The sequence below is a fragment of the Stenotrophomonas sp. STEN014 genome (genome assembly GCF_056760315.1).
This window is the reverse complement of record NZ_JBRREN010000006.1, coordinates 225,860-244,960: the sequence shown is the minus strand read 5'-3', so window position 1 is coordinate 244,960 and position 19,101 is coordinate 225,860. Positions and strand designations below refer to the sequence as shown.

Here is a 19,101-nt window from a genome sequence, read left to right as displayed (position 1 = left end):
GGGAAACGGGCCTGCCCCTGCCGCGGCATCAGCGGCCACAGCAGGGGTTGGGAGGTCAGTGGCGTTTGCCCTTGCGCGGCACGAACGACAGGGCCCTCTCGTAGGCCGGCTGCAGATCTTCCGGGGCGCCCACGTCGATGCCCATCTCGCTGACCCGGCCATCGCGCAGACTGTAGACCCAGCCGTGCACCATCAGCTTCTGGCCGCGCGCCCAGGCGTCCTGGACGATGGTCGAGCGGCAGGCGTTGACCACCTGCTCGATCACGTTCAACTCGCACAGGCGTGCATGGCGCAGGTCCGGGTCGTCGATCTGCGAGAGGATATCGTCATGCTTCTGCGCGACATCGCCGACATGGCGCAGCCAGTTGTCGGCCAGGCCGACGCGCACCTGGTTCAGTGCCGCGTGCACGCCGCCGCAACCGTAATGGCCAACGATCAGGATGTGCTTGATCTTCAGCTGGTCCACCGCGTACTGGATCACGCTCAGGCAGTTCAGGTCGGTATGCACCACCACGTTGGCGACGTTGCGGTGTACGAAGATCTCACCCGGCGCCATGCCGATGATCTGGTTGGCCGGCACGCGTGAATCGGAGCAGCCGATCCACAGGTATTCGGGGTTCTGCTGTTTGGACAGCTGCTGGAAGAATTCCGGATCTTCGCGTTCGATCCGGTCGGCCCAATCACTGTTGTTCTGCAGCAGTTTGCGGATGTCTTTCATGGTCATGCTTCCCTTGCGATCTGGAGGGGGAGGGCGTCGCCGTCATGGAAACGGCGTCGTCGCGGGAAATGGAGGCTGCGCCGCGTCATTGTGGCGTGTCGCGCGATGCGCGGTGGAGCGTCATCCAGCCGGCCAGCTCCTGTGCGCGTGGCGTGGACAGCGCCTGCAGCGCGTGGATCACGGCCTGCTGGTTGGCGGGTGGATGGTTCTGGCCCAGTTTCAGTTTGAGCTGGACCTGCTCGACCACGAAGCGGAATCCGACGATGCCGCGCACTTGACGGCGGTGGTCTTCGCGCTGTGGCTCGAACCGCCACTGCTGGCCCACGTCCGCCTCAAAGTGGTCGCTGAGATCGACCAGCAGCGCGGCAAGCGCGTCTTCATCGGTGAAGGGGTGCAGTTGCCCGCGCAGCTCGGCCGCCGCGTAGTTCCAGGTCGGAACGCGCGCGGCGCTTTCCTTGTCCGGATACCAGCTGGCCGAGACATAGCCGTGCGGCCCGTCCACCAGGACTTTGGCGGGTGTGCGTTGCCGGGCTTGCGGATTGGGATGCGCCCAGTGCCCGCGCAGCTCGATCTGCTGGTCCTGGCGCCGATACAGCACCGGAAGCCGGGTCAGCTCGGGCAGGCCGTCTTCGCCGGTGGTGAGCAGCGTCACGAACGGGTCGCGTGCCAGCAGCCGGTCCAGCCACTGCAGATCCGTCTCGGCGAAAGCGGCCGGTGTGAACATCCCTGGGGTCAGGCCCGCATGCCAAGCAGCTGGACCATGCGGCCCTGCAACGCGTCGTCATTGTCCGCGTGCGGTGGCTGGATCTCGTGCAGCGAGAAGCCGCGCTGCAGTGCATCCTCCTCGTCGATGCCGTCGAAGGCGACAAACTCGGCATCGAGCAGCTGCGCGCGGGCGGTGTCCTCGCTGTCGTAGCTGAGCGTGTTGCCGTCGCTGTCCAGCACCTCTGCGGTACCGGCCGGGCGGATGCGCAGGCGCGCCCAGATCAGGGTGTTGCCCAGTTGCGCCAGCCACCACTGGTCGGTCGCGTTGTCCGAATCGTTCATGTCATTACCTGGGAGAAAAGCCACAGCAGCAGTGCCATGCCCAGTCCGCCGAACATCACCAGCAGCGCGAGGCGCGCCGGGGCTGCCAGTCCGGACAGGGAGCGGTCCGGGATGCGGGAGAAGTCGCGGGCCAGCAGCCAGCGCAGGCTGTCGGGTTTGAGGAAAGCGCCGGCGCCGAATTCGGTCGCCAGCGCCGGATGCCGGTCGCGGATATGGATCAGGGTCAGCGGCCAGAAGATCAGGAAGGCGCTGAAGCCGGCAATGGCCACGCCGATGAAGCACAACGCGAAGAACAAGGTCACCGCAGACGCCTCCCTGTCACTGGATCAGAACTCCGCCGAGCCCGGCGCGCGCGGGTAGGGGATCGCGTCGCGGATGTTGCTCAGGCCGCAGACGTATACCACCAGACGCTCGAAGCCCAGGCCGAAGCCGGCGTGCGGCACCGAGCCATAGCGGCGGAAATCGCGGTACCACTGGTAGTGCTCCGGATCCAGGCCGAACTGCGCCATGCGCGCGTCGAGCACGTTCAGGCGCTCCTCGCGCTGGCTGCCGCCGATGATCTCGCCGATGCCCGGGGCCAGCACGTCCATCGCCGCGACGGTCTTGCCGTCATCGTTCAGGCGCATGTAGAAGGCCTTGAAGTGCTCGGGATAGTTGGTCACCACCACCGGGCGACCGACATGCTCCTCGGTCAGCCAGCGCTCGTGTTCGGTCTGCAGGTCCAGGCCCCATTCGACCGGGTAGTCGAACTTCTTGCCCGACTTCTGCAGCAGCGCGATCGCGTCGGTGTACTCGATGCGCTCGAACGGCGCGTTGACGAAGGCTTCAAGGCGGGTGATCGCGTCCTTCTGAACGCGCTCGGCGATGAAGGCCATGTCGTCGGCGCGCTCGTCGAGCACCGCGCGGAACAGGTACTTGAGGAACTCCTCGGCCACGCGCGCGTTCTCGGCCAGATCGGCGAAGGCGATCTCCGGCTCCACCATCCAGAACTCGGCCAGATGGCGGGTGGTGTGGCTGTTCTCGGCGCGGAAGGTCGGACCGAAGGTGTAGACCTTGCTCAGGGCCAACGCGTAGGCCTCGACGTTAAGCTGGCCGGACACGGTCAGGAAGGTCTCCTTGCCGAAGAAGTCGCGGCTGAAGTCGATCCCGCCGTCACCGGTGCGCGGCAGGTTGCTCATGTCCAGGGTGGAGACCCGGAACATCTGACCGGCGCCTTCGGCGTCGGAGGTGGTGATGATCGGGGTGCTGATCCAGTAGAAGCCGTTCTCGTGGAAGTAACGGTGCACGGCCTTGGACAGGCAGTCGCGGATGCGGGTGACGGCGCCGAACAGATTGGTGCGCGGACGCAGATGCGCCACTTCGCGCAGGAACTCCGGCGACATCGGCTTGGGCTGGATCGGGTAGGTCAGCGGATCTTCCACCCAGCCGACAATCTCCAGGCTCTGGCCCTGGATCTCGAAGCTCTGGCCCTTGCCCTGCGACTTCACCAGGGTGCCGGTGGCGATCACCGAGCAGCCCGGGGTCAGCTTCCTGATGTCCTCGAAGTTGGTCAGGGCATCGGTGGCCACGACCTGGATCGGAGCGAAGCCCGAGCCATCGCTGACGTTGACGAAGGCCAGTCCAGCCGAGCCGCGCACCGTGCGCACCCATCCCCGAACCGTAACTTCTCCGCCTTCCGGGAATTTCCCGGCAAGGGCGTGTGCAACGCTGACCACCGTCATGACTTGAATCCTCTGTTGATCGACTCGATCTGTGAATGCGTGATTTTAGCGGCTGTACTGCGGGCAGGCGAGGCATTTATCCACGCTTGCGGTCCGTGGCGGCCGCCCACACCTATAATCGGAACGTAATTCTGCTGGAGTCGTCCCATCATGGCTGTTCATCTGACCCCCGTCGCCCATTCCCGTGTACAGCGCTTTGTCGCCTCCACGCCGGGAGCGCTGGGGCTGCGTTTCGGTGTGACCCGCACCGGTTGCTCTGGCTGGGGGCATGTCACCGATCTGGCCCGGGAGCAGCGCGAGGGCGATACGGTGTTCGAGCAGGACGGGGTTCGTATCTATGTCGACGCCGATAGCCTGGCACTGGTGGATGGCACCGAAATCGACTTCGGCAAGCAGGGGCTGAGCGAGACCTTCACCTTCAGGAATCCCAATGCCGCGGCTGAATGCGGGTGCGGCGAGAGCTTCACCACTGACGCTGACAAGGCCTGAGACCAGCATCGCCCGCGGTGTCCGGACCCGTAGCAATGCCGGGCGCGGGCGCCGCTTCCTGCGCCGGAGCCGCTTTCCTTGCGGCCGCTGGTCGCAGCTGCCATAATTCGCGGCTTCCTGCGCCTCCTGGTGCAGGTTCCTTGCCCCACCTCGATTCAACGCGGGGGGCTGTCCGGCCCATACGGGCCACATCCGAAAGGTAGAAAAACATGAGTCGTCATTACGAAGTCGTGTTCCTGGTCCACCCGGACCAGAGCGAACAGGTTCCGGCCATGATCGAGCGCTACAAGGCGCTGGTCGAGAACGGCAACGGCACCATCCACCGTCTGGAAGACTGGGGCCGTCGTCAGCTGGCTTATCCGATCCAGAATCTGGTCAAGGCCCACTATGTTCTGATGAACATCGAAGCCGACCAGTCGGTTCTGAACGAACTGACCGAAAGCTTCCGCTTCAACGACGCCGTGCTGCGCAACCTGGTCATCAAGCGTGACGAGGCTGACACCGAGCAGTCGCTGATCATGAAGAGCAAGGACGAGAAGGGTGACAAGCCCGAGCGTGGCGAGCGTCGTCGTCGCGACGACGAAGAGGGTGCCACTTCCACCAATGAAGAAGCCGGCGAAGACGCCGCTTCTGCTGAATAAGGAGCGCCACCATGTCCAAGTTCTTCCGTCGCCGCAAGTTCTGCAAGTTCACGGCTGAAGGTGTGAAGGAGATCGACTACAAGGATCTCAACACCCTGCGCCAGTACCTGACCGAGAACGGCAAGATCGTGCCGAGCCGCGTCACCGGTACCAAGTCCAAGTACCAGCGCCAGCTGGCCACGGCCGTCAAGCGCGCCCGTTTCCTGGCTCTGATCCCGTATACGGACAACCACGACGTCTGATTCCGGATTTTCCGGTCTGATCTGCGCGGTTGCGTGCGGAAATCAAACGTAGAACGGATGACGGATGCCTCAGGGCATCCGTTTTCCCACCCGTCCTATTCGGACAGCAAGCGTTGCGGGGCTCTCTGGCGCCGCTAACGAATAACGGAGCAACATCATGAAGCTGATTCTTCTGCAGAAAGTGACCAACCTCGGCGGCCTGGGCGACCTGGTTGACGTGAAGCCGGGCTACGGCCGCAACTTCCTCGTGCCGCAGGGCAAGGCCGTGCCGGCCACCGAGGCCAACGTTGCCGAGTTCGAAGCCAAGCGTGCCGAGTACGAAGCCAAGGCCCAGGCCTCGCACGCCGGCGCACAGGCTCGCGCCGAGAAGCTGGAAGGCGCAAGCGTCACCATCGGTGCGCATGCTTCGACCGAAGGCAAGCTGTACGGCTCGGTCGGCCCGCGTGATATCGCCGAAGCCTTCACCGCTGCCGGCCTGGAGCTGAACAAGAGCGAAGTGATCATGGGCGAAGGCGCCTTCCGTGCCGTGGGCCAGTACGACGTCACCGTCAAGCTGCACGCCGACGTGGAAGCCACCGTCAAGGTCATCGTCGAAGCCGACGCCTGATCTGCGCTGCCTATGTGCAAGAGGAACGGGCGCCGAAAGGCGCCCGTTCCTTTTTCCGGGGTGAGCCCGGCGCCCGCAGCGCGAGGTGTCGTTATACTCAGTCCCCAGTGCCGTGCTCGTGGCGTTGAATTCCTGAAAATATCAACGACTTGAGAGCGGAAAAGGAACCTTCCGGAATCTTCCCTGCGGTATTGGCCAGCGGCTTCCGGCGCCAGGAAACAGTCTGACTCCATGCGTCTATCCACGATCAAGCTTTCCGGTTTCAAGTCGTTCGTCGACCCCACGACCCTGCACCTGCCCACCAACATGACCGGTGTGGTGGGGCCTAACGGCTGTGGCAAGTCCAACATCATCGACGCCGTGCGCTGGGTGATGGGTGAAAGTTCGGCCAGCCGCCTGCGGGGCGACTCGTTGACCGACGTGATCTTCTCCGGTTCGGCAGGGCGCAAGCCGGTGTCACAGGCGACGGTGGAGCTGATCTTCGACAACACCGACCATACGATTTCCGGCGAGTACGCCTCGTTCAACGAAATCTCGGTCAAGCGCACGGTCAGCCGCGACGGCAGCAGCAACTACTACCTCAATGGCACCAAGTGCCGGCGGCGCGATATCACCGACCTGTTCCTGGGGACCGGTCTGGGGCCACGCAGCTATTCGATCATCGAGCAGGGGATGATCAGCAAGATCATCGAGGCGCGTCCGGAGGACCTGCGCGTGTTCCTGGAGGAAGCGGCGGGCATCTCCAAGTACAAGGAGCGCCGCAAGGAAACCGAAACCCGTATCCGCCACACGCGCGAGAACCTTGATCGCCTCAACGACCTGCGCGATGAGATCAGCAAGCAGCTCGAGCACCTCAAGCGCCAGGCGCGCCAGGCCGAGCAGTACCAGGCGCTGCAGGAAGAGCGTCGGGTCAAGGATGCCGAATGGAAGGCGCTGGAATACCGCGGCCTGGATGGGCGCCTGGGCGGTTTGCGCGAGGCGTTGTCGCGCGAGGAAACCAGGCTGCAACAGCTGATCGCCGAACAGCGCGAGGCCGAGGCACGGATCGAAACCGGCCGCGTGCAGCGCGAGGAAGCGGCGGACCTGCTCAGTCGCGCGCAGGCCGAGTTCTATCAGGTCGGCAGCACCCTGGCGCGGCTGGAGCAGCAGATCCAGCATCAGCGGGAAATGTCCCAGCGTCTGCACAAGGCACGCGATGAAGCGCAGCATGCGCTGGCCGAATTGGGGCAGCACATCAGTGGCGACGAGGCCAAGCTGATGGTGCTGCGCGAAGCGGTGGACAGCGCGGAGCCGCAGCTGGAGCAATTGCAGGAAGACAACGAATTGCGCCAGGAAGCGTTGCGCGAGGCCGAAGCAAAGCTGGCCGACTGGCAGCAGCGCTGGGAGGCCCACAACCGCAATACCTCCGAGGCGACCCGCTCGGGCGAAGTCGAACGCACTCGCGTGGACTATCTGGAGCGGCAGATCCTGGAAGCCGAACGGCGGCGTGAGGCGCTGCTTTCCGAGCGGGCCGGGCTGGATCTGGAGGTGCTGGCCGACGCGTTCGAGCAGCTGCAACTGCAGCACGAAACGCAGAAGGCGGCGTTGGACGAACTGAACGAGCAGGTCGAAGAACGCAAGAGGGCGGTGGCCGACCTGCAGGAACAGCAGCGCACCAGCCAGTCCGAACTGGCCGAGGTGCGCAAGCAGGCGCAAAGCGCCCGCGGGCGGCTGTCTTCGCTGGAAACCCTGCAGCAGGCTGCGCTCGGTCAGGAGCAGGGGGCAGCGGTGGCGTGGCTGAAGGCGCGCGGGCTGGATTCGGCGGTGCGTGTCGGCGAGCGCCTCACCGTGGAAAGCGGCTGGGAAAACGCGGTTGAAAGCGCGCTGGGGCAGCTGATCGAAGGGGTGCTGGTGGATTCCCCCGAGGCGCTGGTCGACGCGCTGGGGGAGCTGGGCGAAGGCCGCATCGCGCTGGTGTCCGCGGCCACGGAAGCGGCCGATTTCGCCCCGACTTCGCTCGCGGCCAAGGTGCAGGGGCCGCTGGCCATCCGCCGCCTGTTGGCGCGGCTGCATGGTGCCGAAGATCTGGCCCAGGCCACTGCGCTGCAGCGCCAGCTGGGCGAGGGCGATTCTGTCATCACCCGTGGCGGTGAGCGGTTGGGTGACGGCTGGGTGCGCGTTTCGCGCTCGGGCGCGGCCAAACAGGGCGCACTGCTGCGCGAGCGCGAGATCGTCAGCCTGCGCGAGCAGATTGAAATGCTGCAGGAGCGCGAGGCGCAGCTGGAGCAGCTGCTGGCAGGCTTCCGCGAGCAGTCACTTGCCGCCGAACAGCATCGGGAAGAGGCGCAGCGTGCGCTGTATCAGGCGCATCGCAGCACGTCGGAGCTGGCCGGACAACTGCAGAGCCAGCAGGGCAAGCTGGATTCGGCACGCAGCCGGATCGACCGCATTGAAAGCGAGCTGTCGCAGCTGCTGGAAACACTCGAGGCCAGCCGCGAACAGGCCGACGAGGCGCGTATGCGACTGGAGGACGCGCTGTCGAGCATGGGCGATCTGGAGGGCACTCGCCAGGCGCTGGAAAGCGAGCGCCGGCGGTTGACCGAAGCGCGTGATCTGTCGCGCGATGCCGCGCGCAGCGTGCGCGAGCGCATGCACGCCCTGGCGCTGACGCTGGAGTCGCAACGCGCGCAGGTCACCTCGCTGAGCCACGCGCTGGAGCGGATGATCAACCAGCGCGGACAGCTGGATTCGCGTCTGGGTGAGCTGCATTCGCAGTTGGACGAGGGCGATTCACCGGTGCTGGCGCTGGAGGCCGAGCATCAGAATGCGCTGGGCGAGCGGGTCCGCGCCGATCGGGCGCTGGGCGAGGCGCGCGCGCAGCTGGACAGCATTGATGCCGAACTGAGGGCGCTGGAGCAGACACGGCATCAGCGTGACGAGCAGGCACTGGCGCAGCGCGAGCGCATCTCCCAGCGCAAGCTCGACCAGCAGGCGCTGGTGCTCAACGCCGATCAGCTTTCCGCGGCGGTGGAGAAAGCCGGTTTCGTGCTGCAGGACGTCCTCAACACCTTGCCGGACGACGCGAAGCTTTCCGAATGGGAGCAGGCGGTGCACCAGATCGATGCGCGCATGCGCCGGTTGGAGCCGGTCAACCTTGCCGCAATCCAGGAGTACGGAGAGGCCTCGCAACGCTCGGAGTATCTGGAGGCGCAGAACGTGGATCTGACCACCGCGCTGGAAACGCTGGAAGATGCCATCCGCAAGATCGACCGTGAAACCCGTGGCCGCTTCAAGGACACTTTCGACCGGGTCAATTCCGGGGTGCAGGCGCTGTACCCGCGCCTGTTCGGCGGCGGTCACGCCTATCTGGAACTCACCGGCGAGGATCTGCTCGATACCGGGGTGACGATCATGGCGCGCCCGCCGGGCAAACGCGTGTCGTCCATTTCGCTGCTGTCCGGTGGCGAGAAGGCGATGACCGCGGTGGCGCTGGTGTTCGCCATCTTCCAGCTCAATCCCGCGCCGTTCTGTCTGCTGGACGAGGTGGATGCGCCATTGGACGAGGCCAACGTCGGTCGCCTGGCCACGATGGTCAAGGAGATGAGCGAGAAGGTGCAGTTCCTGTTTGTCAGCCACAACAAGGCGACGATGGAGGCGGCGCATCAGCTCTCGGGCGTGACGATGCGCGAGCCGGGCGTGAGCCGTCTGGTCAGCGTGGACCTGGAAGAGGCTGCGCGATTGGCGGGCGCGGCCTGACGTGCCATTCTTTAACCACCTGAACGATTAATCCGGAGTACGCATCGAATGTCCGACACGGAACTTCTGCGCATCGGCATCCTGGCTGCCGGACTGCTGCTCATTGCGGCCATTTTCCTGTTTGGCCGCCCGAAGCGGGCCCCGCAGGGCAAGCGCAAGGAGTCGGCGGAGGTCGAACGCCAGCGCCGCGAGCCGGTGCTGGGCGAGACCGGCGACGTCGCCTCCGAAGAAGACGGCAGCCTCGACGGGGACGCCAGTGTCACCCAGCCCGAGCTCGGGCTGCCGGATGTCGAGCCATCGGCGGGCAGCGATCTGGGCAAGCGTCCGAGCCAGGATTTCGACAAGATCGTCTCGTTGTATGTGGCTGCACGTGCGGGCGAAGTGCTGCGCGGTGAAGACATCGTGGTCGCCGCAGAAAAGACCGGGCTGGTGTTCGGCTATATGAATGTCTTCCACCGCCTGGTGGAGGGGCATCCCGAGCGCGGTCCGATCTTCAGCATGGCCAGCATCATGAAGCCCGGCAGCTTCGATATGACCCATATCCGCGAGATGGAAACGCCGGCTATCGCGTTCTTCCTGACGTTGCCGGCGCCAATGACGGCACTGGATGGCTGGGAGAAGATGCTGCCCACGGTGCAACGCATGGCCGAGCTGCTGGACGGTGTGGTGCTCGATGACAGCCGCAACGCCCTGGGGCGCCAGCGCATCGCGCACATCCGTGACGAGCTGCGCGCCTATGACCGCCAGCACCAGGCACCGCCGCTGACCAAGTCGCCACGCTGGTAAGCGCTGCATCTGGAGATCTGCAAAGCCCCGCTTGCGGGGCTTTGCTTTTGGACGAACGCCGGCGACGTTACCTTGGCTGGCGCGACCGGGGATCCGCTCGGTCCGCTGACAGGAAGGCGCTAAAATTCCGCATATGACCACAGATATTCCCGCACAGCAGCGCATTGCCGCGTTGCGCGAGCAGCTCGCCCGGGCATCGCGCGCCTATCACGAGCGTGACGAGCTTCTGATTCCCGATGCCGAATACGACCGGTTGATGCGCGAGTTGGAAGCGCTCGAAGCGCAGCACCCGGAACTGGAGAGCGGTGATTCACCCAGCCGGCAGGTCGGCGGAAAGCCATCCTCGCGTTTTGCCGAGGTGGTGCACGCGGTGCCGATGCTGTCGCTGGGCAATGCCTTCAGCGAGGCCGAGGTGCACGATTTCGTCCGCCGCATCGATGAACGGCTGCATCGCAAGCAACTGCTGTTCTCGGCCGAACCCAAGCTCGATGGACTGGCGATCAATCTGCGTTACGAGAACGGCGTGTTCGTGCAGGGCGCGACCCGCGGCGACGGGGCGACCGGCGAGGACGTGACCGCCAACCTGCGCCAGATCAAGGTGATCCCGCAGCAGCTGGCTGGCGAAGGCTGGCCGCAGGTGCTGGAGGTACGGGGTGAGGTCTACATGCCCCGCGCCGATTTCGAGCGCTACAACGAGCAGGCGCGTCTGCACGGCGGCAAGGTGCTGGCCAATCCGCGCAATGGTGCGGCCGGTTCGCTGCGCCAACTCGATCCGAAGATCAGCGCGCAGCGGCCACTGAGCTTTTACGCGTACGGCCTGGGTGAAGTGTCTGGCGGCGCACTGCCGGCGACTCATTCGGGAACCCTGGCGCAGCTGGCGCTCTGGGGTTTCCCGGTCAGCGATCTGTGCGCGGTGGTGGAAGGCGCCGAAGGCCTGTTGGCGTACTACCGTGACATCGGCGAACGTCGCGACGGCCTGGCCTTCGATATCGACGGGGTGGTCTACAAGCTCGATGACCGTGACGGCCAGCAGCAGATGGGCTTTGTCGCGCGCGCCCCGCGTTGGGCCATCGCACACAAGTTCCCGGCGCAGGAGCAGAGCACCACGGTGGAGGCGATCGAGATCCAGATCGGCCGTACCGGTGCCGCCACGCCGGTGGCCCGGCTGAAGCCGGTACATGTCGCGGGCGTGGTCGTGACCAATGCCACGCTGCACAACGCCGACCAGATCGCGCGTCTGGATGTGCGTGTGGGCGATACGGTGATCGTACGCCGTGCCGGCGATGTGATTCCGGAAGTGGTCAGTGTGATCGCTGAGCGTCGCCCTGAGGGCACGACACCGTGGCAGATGCCGCGCGCCTGCCCGGTCTGTGGTTCGGAGATCGTGCGCGAAGAGGGGGAGGCCGCGTGGCGCTGCTCCGGTGAGCTGAGTTGTCCGGCGCAGCGCAAGGAGGCCATCGCCCACTTCGCCTCGCGCAAGGCCATGGACATCGACGGACTGGGCGACAAGTACATCGAAACGCTGGTCGATGCCGGCATCGTTCGCGGCGTGGCCGATCTGTATGCCCTGCAACGCGACCAGCTGCTGTTGCTGAAGCTCGTGCTGGATGCCGGTTCGCCCGAATCTCTGGCCGCCCAGTTGCAGCTGCACCTCGCGCCGGAGGGTAGTGGAGACACACTCAACCGCATCCTCAAGCTGGATGGGGCCGATGCCGGCTGGCGTGCGCAGGTGCTGTCGGTACCTGCCAGTTTCCAGTGGAATACGAAGAAGATCGCCACCCGCTGGGCCGACAACCTGATCGGCGCCATCGAGGCCAGCCGCAGCACCACGCTGGAGCGGCTGCTGTTCGCGCTGGGCATCGAACACGTCGGCGAGAGCACTGCAAAAGCGCTGTCCGCATGGTTCGGTGATCTGGAGTTGATCCGGCACCTGCCATGGCCGATGTTCAAGCGGGTGCCGGATATCGGCGGTGAAGTGGCGCGCGCGATCGGCCACTTCATGGCGCAGCCCGGCAACCAACAGGCCATCGATGCGTTGCTCGCGCGTGGGGTGCAGATCACTGACAGGCACGCGCCCAGCGCCAAGCTGCGGACGGAGCTGACACTGGCCAATCTGCTGTCGGATATGGAAATCCCCAAGGTCACGCCGGTACGGGCCAAACAGCTGGCACAGGCGTTTGCTTCGGTCGATGCGATCCTGGATGAAAGCGCACACAACTTTGTTACCGCCGGCCTGCCTGCGGAAACGGCCAATGCGCTGGTAGCGTGGCTGGACGTTGACGCCAATGCCGCCCTGTTCTCGGCTGCCGGCAATGCGCTGGCTGAACTGCTGGCGCGGACGCCCGAAGCGGCGTTGCAGGCCGAAGGGGTGCTGGAAGGAAAGACCGTGGTGCTGACCGGCACCCTGGCGCAGATGAGCCGTGAGGACGCCAAGTCGCGGCTGGAAGCGCTGGGGGCGAAGGTGGCCGGCAGCGTGTCGAAAAAAACCAGCTTCGTCGTGGCCGGCACCGAAGCCGGCTCCAAACTGGACAAGGCCAATGAGTTGGGCGTGGAGGTATGGGATGAAACCCGCCTGCTCGCCTTCCTGGCCGATAACGGAAAAACCGCATGAGCAACACGTTGCAGGCCCGCATCGCCGGGCCAGAGGACTTCCCGCGCCTCATCGCCATGGTTCGCGACTTCTATGTCGAGGACGAAATCCTGTACCAGTCCGGACTGGTTGAGCCGGGGCTGCGCTCGCTGCTCGAAAACGCCAGTCATGGCGCGGTGCTGCTGTTGTCCAGCGAGGACGTTACCGAGGCCGGTTACATCACGCTGGGCTGGTGCTTCAGCGTGGAGCAGGGTGGCCGTTTCGTGCTGCTCGACGAGCTGTATCTCACCCCGGCCGTGCGTGGCCGTGGCTGGGGCGGACAGGCGCTGGCGCTGGCACGCGACTGGGCCGCAGGCGAGGGCGCGACCGTTATCCGGCTGGAAGTGAACCATCACAATGCCCGGGCAAAACGGCTGTATCTGGCGGCCGGCTATCGCGATGACGAGCGTGACATCCTGACCTTGCCGTTGACCAGTGCCGGGCGCGGGCTGCATCCATGAAAAAACGGCAGGACAGCGGTTTTTCACGGCGAAGCCGCCCACAGGGTGGCGCACGGCCGGGTTTTGCTCCTGCAAAACCGGCATTCCCACCATCCATGGCGATCAGGTGTGCGCCATGATCGAGGCGCTGCGCCAGCGTGCCCGTCTGAACGCGCTGATCCGCGAGTTCTTCGCGCAGCGTGACGTGCTGGAAGTGGAAACACCGATCATGTCCGCGGCCGGCAACACCGAGCCGAACATCGAAGGTTTCCATACCCGTTTCAGCGGGCATGTCAGCGCCGGTCCAGCGCTGCGCTGGCTGCGCACCTCGCCCGAATATCCGCTCAAGCGACTGCTCGCCGCCGGGGTGGGCGACTGCTACGAGCTGGGCAGGGTGTTCCGCAATGGCGAGGCCGGCGGTCGCCACAACCCGGAATTCACCATGCTCGAGTGGTATCGGGTCGGCTGGGATCACCATCGCCTGATCGGTGAAACCATCGAGCTGGTGCAGGCCGCCCTGGCACAGCGCGGACGTCAGGCCACGGTGCGCATCCTCACCTATCGCGAACTGTTCGTGGAGGCGCTGGGGCTGGATCCATTTCTGGCCGATGAGGCGCAGTTGCGCGCCGGGCTGGGCGAGATCGGTATCGACCCGGCAGATCTGACCCGCGATGACTGGCTGGATCTGCTGATGACCCATCGCATCCAGTCGCAATTTCCGGCCGATGGCATCACCGTGATCCACGATTGGCCGGCCACGCAGGCGGCGCTGGCGATCATCCGCCCGGGCGAACCGCCGCTGGCCGAGCGCTTCGAACTGTATCTGGGACCGTTCGAGCTGGCCAACGGCTATCACGAGCTCAACGATGCTGTTGAACAGCGCCAGCGTTTTGAGCGCGACCTCGAGGTGCGGCGCACGCGCGCGGCGACGCTGCCACCGCTGGATGAGCTGTTCCTCGCCGCACTACCGTCGCTGCCGGCCTGCGCCGGTGTGGCGGTCGGCGTGGATCGGCTGTTGATGGCGCTGGGCGGCACAGGGCGCATCGCCGATGTGCTGGCTTTCGATTTCGCCCACGCCTGAAGACCACCGGGCGTTGCGTGGCCCAGCACTGGCTCATCGTCGATGATGATGCTCTGATCACGGTCATGCAGGCAGTGTGTCGGTCAACGGAATACCTCAGGCTCTTGGATAGGCAGGTCGGATGAGGAGCATTTACGCCGTGCTGTTGTGTGCCATGCCGATGCTGGTGGCTGCGGAAACGCCCGATCCTGTGCGTGCCGCTGACACGGTGGTGCGTTGCGAATCGAAAGGCGCAGAACGCATGCATTGCCCGGCCAACCTTGCCCGGGGCATACAGCTGGTACGACAGCTGTCCGAGCACAGTTGCATCCGTGAACAGGACTGGGGCACGGACGCTGCAGGTGTGTGGGTCTCCAATGGTTGTCGCGCCGAATTTGCCGCGGAAGAGCCCACCGCTGCGCAGCGGGTAGCGCGCCGGGTGGTGCGTTGCGAGTCGCGAGGACGCACGGAGGTATGCCCGGTACTGTTGCGCGGGGCGCCGGTGCGACTGCTACGGCAACAGTCCGTACTGCCCTGCAAGGAAGGCCGCACGTGGGGTTACGGGCGCAACCAGGTGTGGGTGAGCCGGGGCTGCCACGGCCAGTTCGAGGTCGGTGCGGCCGATGGCTCCGGCTTCGTGGATGTTCCGCGACGGGTGACCTGCGAATCCAAAAGCAATCTCCGCCGCGAATGCGGGGTGACCGTCGAGCGCAAGGTGACGCTGGTGAAACAGCTGTCCTCCAGGGCCTGCATCGAGGGGCAGAGCTGGGGTTGGGATCGCACCGGCGTCTGGGTGGATGACGGTTGCCGCGCGGAATTCTCCGTGGACTGAGGCGGGCCTGTGTGGCGCCCATTACAATGGAGCCATGAACGATTCCAACTCCCTCGATTACGTCCGCTACGACCATATCCGCCCGATCCGCTGGACCGGCCAAGCGCTTGAGCTGCTGGACCAGCGCAAGCTGCCGTTCGTGGTCGAACATGTGCAATGCCATGACAGCGACGCGGTCGCCGAGGCGATCCATGCGTTGACGGTGCGCGGTGCGCCGGCCATCGGTATCGCCGCTGCGTGGGGCGTGGTGCTGGCAGCGCGGGATGTGCAGGCCGCGGACGGCGCGCAGGCGGTGCAGCGGCTCGAACCGGCGCTGGGTAAGCTCAATGCCTCACGGCCAACCGCGGTGAATCTGGCCTGGGCGCTGGCGCGGATGCGGCGGGTGCTGGCCGCCGCTGGCGCTGACTGGCAGCAGGTGTTGGAGCGGGAGGCGCAGGCTATCGCCGATGAGGATCTGGCAGCCAACCGCCTCATGGGCGCGCTGGGCGCCGCACTGATCGCCCCGGGCAGCGGAGTGCTGACCCATTGCAACACCGGGTCGCTGGCGACTGCCGGTTTCGGCACCGCGCTGGGCGTGATCCGTGCCGGCAAGGCGCAAGGGCATATCGAGCGCGTGTTCGCCGGTGAGACGCGGCCGTGGCTGCAGGGTGCCCGCCTGACCGTCTGGGAGCTGCAGCAGGATGGCATCGACGCCACCCTGATTGCCGACTCGGCGGCCGCGCATCTGATGAAGACCGGGGCGGTGCAGTGGGTGGTCGTCGGCGCCGACCGCATCTGTGCCAATGGCGATACCGCCAACAAGATCGGCACCTACCAGCTGGCCATTGCCGCCCGCCACCATGGCGTCAAATTCATGGTGGTGGCGCCATCGTCCACCGTGGACATGCACACCGCGCACGGCGATCAGATCGAGATCGAGCAGCGCGATCCGGGTGAGCTGTTCGGCGTTGGTGGCGTGCGCACCGTGGCCGAGGGCATCGCCGCATGGAATCCGGTGTTCGATGTGACGCCCGGTGAGCTGATCGATGCCATCGTCACCGAACGTGGCGTGATCCTGCAGCCGGACACCGCGGCGATGAAGGCCGCGTTCGGCGGCTGAAGGCAGGTCCGCAGCGCAGCGGGGACGTGAGGACTGGCGTGGTTTGCCAGTTCGCGGGCCATCCGCGCGCCACTTGGGTGGGCGTGGCCGCGGTCACGTATTCCGGCGGCCTCCCGAGGGGCGTCTAAGTTGCTGATTTACTCCGGTAAAAACCCGGCTGGCAGCGGCGGAAAACCGTCCTTTGTGCTAGACTCCGCAGGTTGATTCGAGTTTCCGGCATGGCCGCCTGTCACAGGCCCGTCGCCGGACGGGATCGCTACCAGACAACGGAACCCGAATGGCAGAAAACGCCAAGGAAATCATCCAGGTCAACCTGGAAGACGAGATGCGCAAGAGCTACCTCGATTACGCCATGAGCGTGATCGTCGGGCGCGCACTCCCCGATGCCCGCGATGGCCTCAAGCCGGTCCATCGCCGTGTCCTGTTCGCGATGAGCGAGCTGGGTGCGCACAGCAACAAGCCGTACTTCAAGTCGGCGCGTATCGTCGGTGACGTCATCGGTAAGTACCATCCGCATGGCGACCAGTCGGTGTACGACACGCTGGTGCGCCTGGCACAGCCGTTCTCGCTGCGCTACATGCTGGTGGACGGCCAGGGTAACTTCGGTTCGGTCGATGGCGACTCCGCCGCCGCGATGCGTTACACCGAGGCGCGCATGTCGCGGCTCTCGCACGAGCTGATGGCCGATCTCGACAAGGAAACCGTCGATTTCCAGCCCAACTACGACGAGAAGGAGCTGGAGCCGACGGTCATGCCGACCCGGTTCCCGAACCTGCTGGTCAACGGCTCGGCCGGTATTGCCGTGGGTATGGCGACGAACATCCCGCCGCACAACCTCACCGAATCGCTCAACGCCTGCATTGCGCTGATCGATGATCCGACGATCGACGTCGATGGCCTGATGGAGTACATCCCGGGTCCGGACTTCCCGACCGCCGGCATCATCAACGGTACTGCCGGCATCATCGCAGGCTACCGGACCGGTCGTGGCCGGGTGCGCATCCGCGCCAAGGCTGATATCGAAGTGGCTGACAACGGCCGCGAATCGATCATCGTCACCGAGATTCCGTACCAAGTGAACAAGGCGCGGTTGATCGAGAAGATCGCCGAGCTGGTCAAGGAAAAGAAGCTCGAAGGCATCAGCGAGCTGCGCGACGAGTCCGACAAGGACGGCATGCGCATCTACATCGAGATCAAGCGTGGCGAGTCGGCGGAAGTTGTCCTGAACAACCTCTACCAGCAGACCCAGATGGAGTCGGTGTTCGGCATCAACATGGTGGCGCTGGTCGATGGCCGCCCGAAGCTGTTGAACCTCAAGCAGATGCTGGAGGCGTTCATCCGCCACCGTCGCGAGGTGGTCACCCGCCGCACCATCTATGAGCTGCGCAAGGCGCGTGCGCGTGCGCACGTGCTGGAAGGTTTGACGGTCGCATTGGCCAACATCGACGAGATGATCGAGCTGATCAAGACGTCGGCCAATCCGGGCGAAGCCAAGGAACGCCTGCTGACCAAGACCTGGGAGCCGGGTCTGGTGGGTGCGTTGCTGGGCGCTGCCGGTGCCGAGGCCTCGCGTCCGGAAGACCTGCCCAAGGGCCTGGGTCTGGTCAATGGCCTGTATCAGCTCAGCGACGTCCAGGCCACGCAGATCCTGGAAATGCGCCTGCACCGCCTGACCGGGCTGGAGCAGGACAAGCTGACCGAGGAATACAAGGTCCTGCTGGAAGTCATCGCTGGCCTGATCCGTATCCTGGAAAACCCGGAAGTGTTGCTGCAGGTGATCCGCGACGAGCTGATCGCCGTGCGCAGCGAGTTCGGTGATGAACGCCGTACCGAGATCCGCCACAGCGAGGAAGATCTCGACATTCTGGATCTGATCGCGCCGGAAGACGTGGTGGTGACACTGTCGCGCGCCGGTTACGTCAAGCGCCAGCCGGTCAGTGCCTATCGCGCGCAGAAGCGTGGTGGCCGTGGCCGCAGCGCGGCGGCGACCAAGGACGAGGATTCGATCGAACAGCTGTGGCTGGTCAACACCCATGACACGCTGTTGACCTTCACCAGCGCGGGCAAGGTGTTCTGGCTGCCGGTGCACCAGCTGCCGGAAGCCGGCTCCAACGCGCGCGGCCGTCCGATCATCAACTGGATCGCACTGGAAAACGGCGAGCGTGTGCAGGCGGTATTGCCGGTACGCGAATACGACGAGAACCAGTATGTGTTCTTCGCCACCCGCCACGGTACGGTCAAGAAGACCCCGCTGAGCGAGTTCGCGTTCCGCCTGGCACGCGGCAAGATCGCCATCAACCTCGACGAGGGCGATGCGCTGGTTGGCGTCGGCCTGACCGATGGCGAGCGTGACGTCCTGCTGTTCGCGTCCAATGGCAAGACCGTGCGCTTTGCCGAAGACAAGGTCCGCTCGATGGGCCGCACCGCCACCGGCGTGCGTGGCATCAAGATGGCCAAGGGCGAGGAAGTGGTCAGCCTGATCGTGGCTGAAAGCGCCGGCGGCGCCGAGGACGAGAACGAGGACGACAGCAACGTCGAGGACTTGGCAACCGAGGGCGGCGATATCGTCGACACCGGTGCCGATGACACCGGCGTGCAGTACATCCTCACCGCGACCGAGAACGGTTACGGCAAGCGCACGCCGCTGGCCGACTATCCGCGCAAGGGGCGGGGTACGCAGGGCGTGATCGGCATCCAGACCAGTGAGCGCAACGGCAAGCTGGTCAGCGCGGTGCTGCTGGGCACCGGCGATGAAGTGCTGTTGATCTCCGATGGCGGCACGCTGGTGCGTACCCGCGGCTCGGAAATCTCGCGGGTCGGCCGCAACACCCAGGGCGTCACCCTCATCCGCCTGTCCAAGGGCGAGAAGCTGCAGGCGGTCGAACGCCTGGACGCGTCCCTGGAAGCCGGTGATGACAGCCTGGATGACGAAGCCGTGGATACCGCCGTGGTTGAGGGTGCGGCTGTCGAAGGGCAGACACCAGAGGCGACACCGGAGGCCTGATTGACGGGCTTCAGGTAACAGAAAACGCCGGCGCAAGCCGGCGTTTTCTGT

At 65.2% G+C, this 19,101-nt stretch carries 17 protein-coding genes; 12 read left to right on the top strand and 5 right to left on the bottom strand.

What is annotated here, in order from left to right:
* Positions 1-55: 55 nt before the first annotated feature.
* From can to asnS, 5 genes are all read right to left on the bottom strand, one after another.
* The gene (gene can / locus ACVOMC_RS10815) at positions 56-718 is read right to left on the bottom strand and encodes a carbonate dehydratase (RefSeq protein ID WP_054658601.1); all 663 of its coding nucleotides are present in this window, start codon (positions 716-718) and stop codon (positions 56-58) included.
* 85 nt (positions 719-803) lie between these two features.
* Entirely contained in the window at positions 804-1,442 is a 639-nt protein-coding gene (locus tag ACVOMC_RS10810; protein WP_481523932.1) for an FMN-binding negative transcriptional regulator, read from the bottom strand.
* Between the two features lie 8 nt (positions 1,443-1,450).
* Positions 1,451-1,765 (bottom strand): hypothetical protein, encoded by a 315-nt coding sequence (locus ACVOMC_RS10805; RefSeq protein ID WP_054658593.1) that lies wholly within the window; start codon positions 1,763-1,765, stop codon positions 1,451-1,453.
* A complete protein-coding gene (locus tag ACVOMC_RS10800; RefSeq protein WP_054658591.1) occupies positions 1,762-2,067 on the bottom strand; it encodes a hypothetical protein in 306 nt (101 codons plus the stop codon). The genes ACVOMC_RS10805 and ACVOMC_RS10800 overlap by 4 nt, the downstream gene beginning before the upstream one ends.
* Positions 2,068-2,091: 24 nt before the next feature.
* A complete protein-coding gene (asnS, locus tag ACVOMC_RS10795; RefSeq protein ID WP_054658589.1) occupies positions 2,092-3,486 on the bottom strand; it encodes an asparagine--tRNA ligase in 1,395 nt (464 codons plus the stop codon).
* Between the two features lie 150 nt (positions 3,487-3,636).
* Between asnS and ACVOMC_RS10790 the strand changes: the two genes are divergently transcribed.
* The 12 genes from ACVOMC_RS10790 to gyrA all read left to right on the top strand — a co-directional run bounded on the left by ACVOMC_RS10790 (position 3,637) and on the right by gyrA (position 19,050).
* Positions 3,637-3,975 (top strand): HesB/IscA family protein, encoded by a 339-nt coding sequence (locus ACVOMC_RS10790; RefSeq protein WP_481523931.1) that lies wholly within the window; start codon positions 3,637-3,639, stop codon positions 3,973-3,975.
* A 209-nt stretch (positions 3,976-4,184) separates the two neighbouring features.
* Positions 4,185-4,616 carry a 30S ribosomal protein S6 gene (gene rpsF, locus ACVOMC_RS10785; protein ID WP_054658585.1) on the top strand — a complete coding sequence of 144 codons (432 nt, stop codon included), beginning with the start codon at positions 4,185-4,187 and terminating at the stop codon, positions 4,614-4,616.
* An 11-nt stretch (positions 4,617-4,627) separates the two neighbouring features.
* Positions 4,628-4,858, top strand: a complete 231-nt coding sequence (gene rpsR / locus ACVOMC_RS10780) for a 30S ribosomal protein S18 (RefSeq protein ID WP_002804494.1) — start codon at positions 4,628-4,630, stop codon at positions 4,856-4,858.
* Between the two features lie 157 nt (positions 4,859-5,015).
* Positions 5,016-5,465: a 50S ribosomal protein L9 gene (gene rplI / locus ACVOMC_RS10775; protein ID WP_481523930.1), complete on the top strand. Its 450-nt coding sequence runs from the start codon at positions 5,016-5,018 to the stop codon at positions 5,463-5,465.
* A 231-nt stretch (positions 5,466-5,696) separates the two neighbouring features.
* Positions 5,697-9,200: a chromosome segregation protein SMC gene (gene smc / locus ACVOMC_RS10770; RefSeq protein WP_481523929.1), complete on the top strand. Its 3,504-nt coding sequence runs from the start codon at positions 5,697-5,699 to the stop codon at positions 9,198-9,200.
* Positions 9,201-9,248: 48 nt separating this feature from the next.
* A complete protein-coding gene (gene zipA, locus ACVOMC_RS10765; protein ID WP_057506167.1) occupies positions 9,249-9,986 on the top strand; it encodes a cell division protein ZipA in 738 nt (245 codons plus the stop codon).
* 133 nt (positions 9,987-10,119) lie between these two features.
* Complete coding sequence (gene ligA, locus ACVOMC_RS10760) at positions 10,120-12,597, top strand: NAD-dependent DNA ligase LigA (protein ID WP_481523928.1); 2,478 nt, start codon at positions 10,120-10,122, stop codon at positions 12,595-12,597.
* Positions 12,594-13,076, top strand: coding sequence for an N-acetyltransferase family protein (locus tag ACVOMC_RS10755; RefSeq protein ID WP_481523927.1), 483 nt, complete (start codon positions 12,594-12,596; stop codon positions 13,074-13,076). The genes ligA and ACVOMC_RS10755 overlap by 4 nt, the downstream gene beginning before the upstream one ends.
* A gap of 115 nt (positions 13,077-13,191) precedes the next feature.
* Positions 13,192-14,136 (top strand): EF-P lysine aminoacylase EpmA, encoded by a 945-nt coding sequence (gene epmA, locus ACVOMC_RS10750; RefSeq protein WP_481523926.1) that lies wholly within the window; start codon positions 13,192-13,194, stop codon positions 14,134-14,136.
* 121 nt (positions 14,137-14,257) lie between these two features.
* Positions 14,258-14,947, top strand: coding sequence for a DUF3011 domain-containing protein (locus ACVOMC_RS10745; RefSeq protein ID WP_481523925.1), 690 nt, complete (start codon positions 14,258-14,260; stop codon positions 14,945-14,947).
* Between the two features lie 34 nt (positions 14,948-14,981).
* A complete protein-coding gene (gene mtnA, locus ACVOMC_RS10740; RefSeq protein ID WP_481523924.1) occupies positions 14,982-16,046 on the top strand; it encodes an S-methyl-5-thioribose-1-phosphate isomerase in 1,065 nt (354 codons plus the stop codon).
* Between the two features lie 277 nt (positions 16,047-16,323).
* Entirely contained in the window at positions 16,324-19,050 is a 2,727-nt protein-coding gene (gene gyrA / locus ACVOMC_RS10735; RefSeq protein WP_481523923.1) for a DNA gyrase subunit A, read from the top strand.
* Positions 19,051-19,101 lie beyond the last annotated feature (51 nt).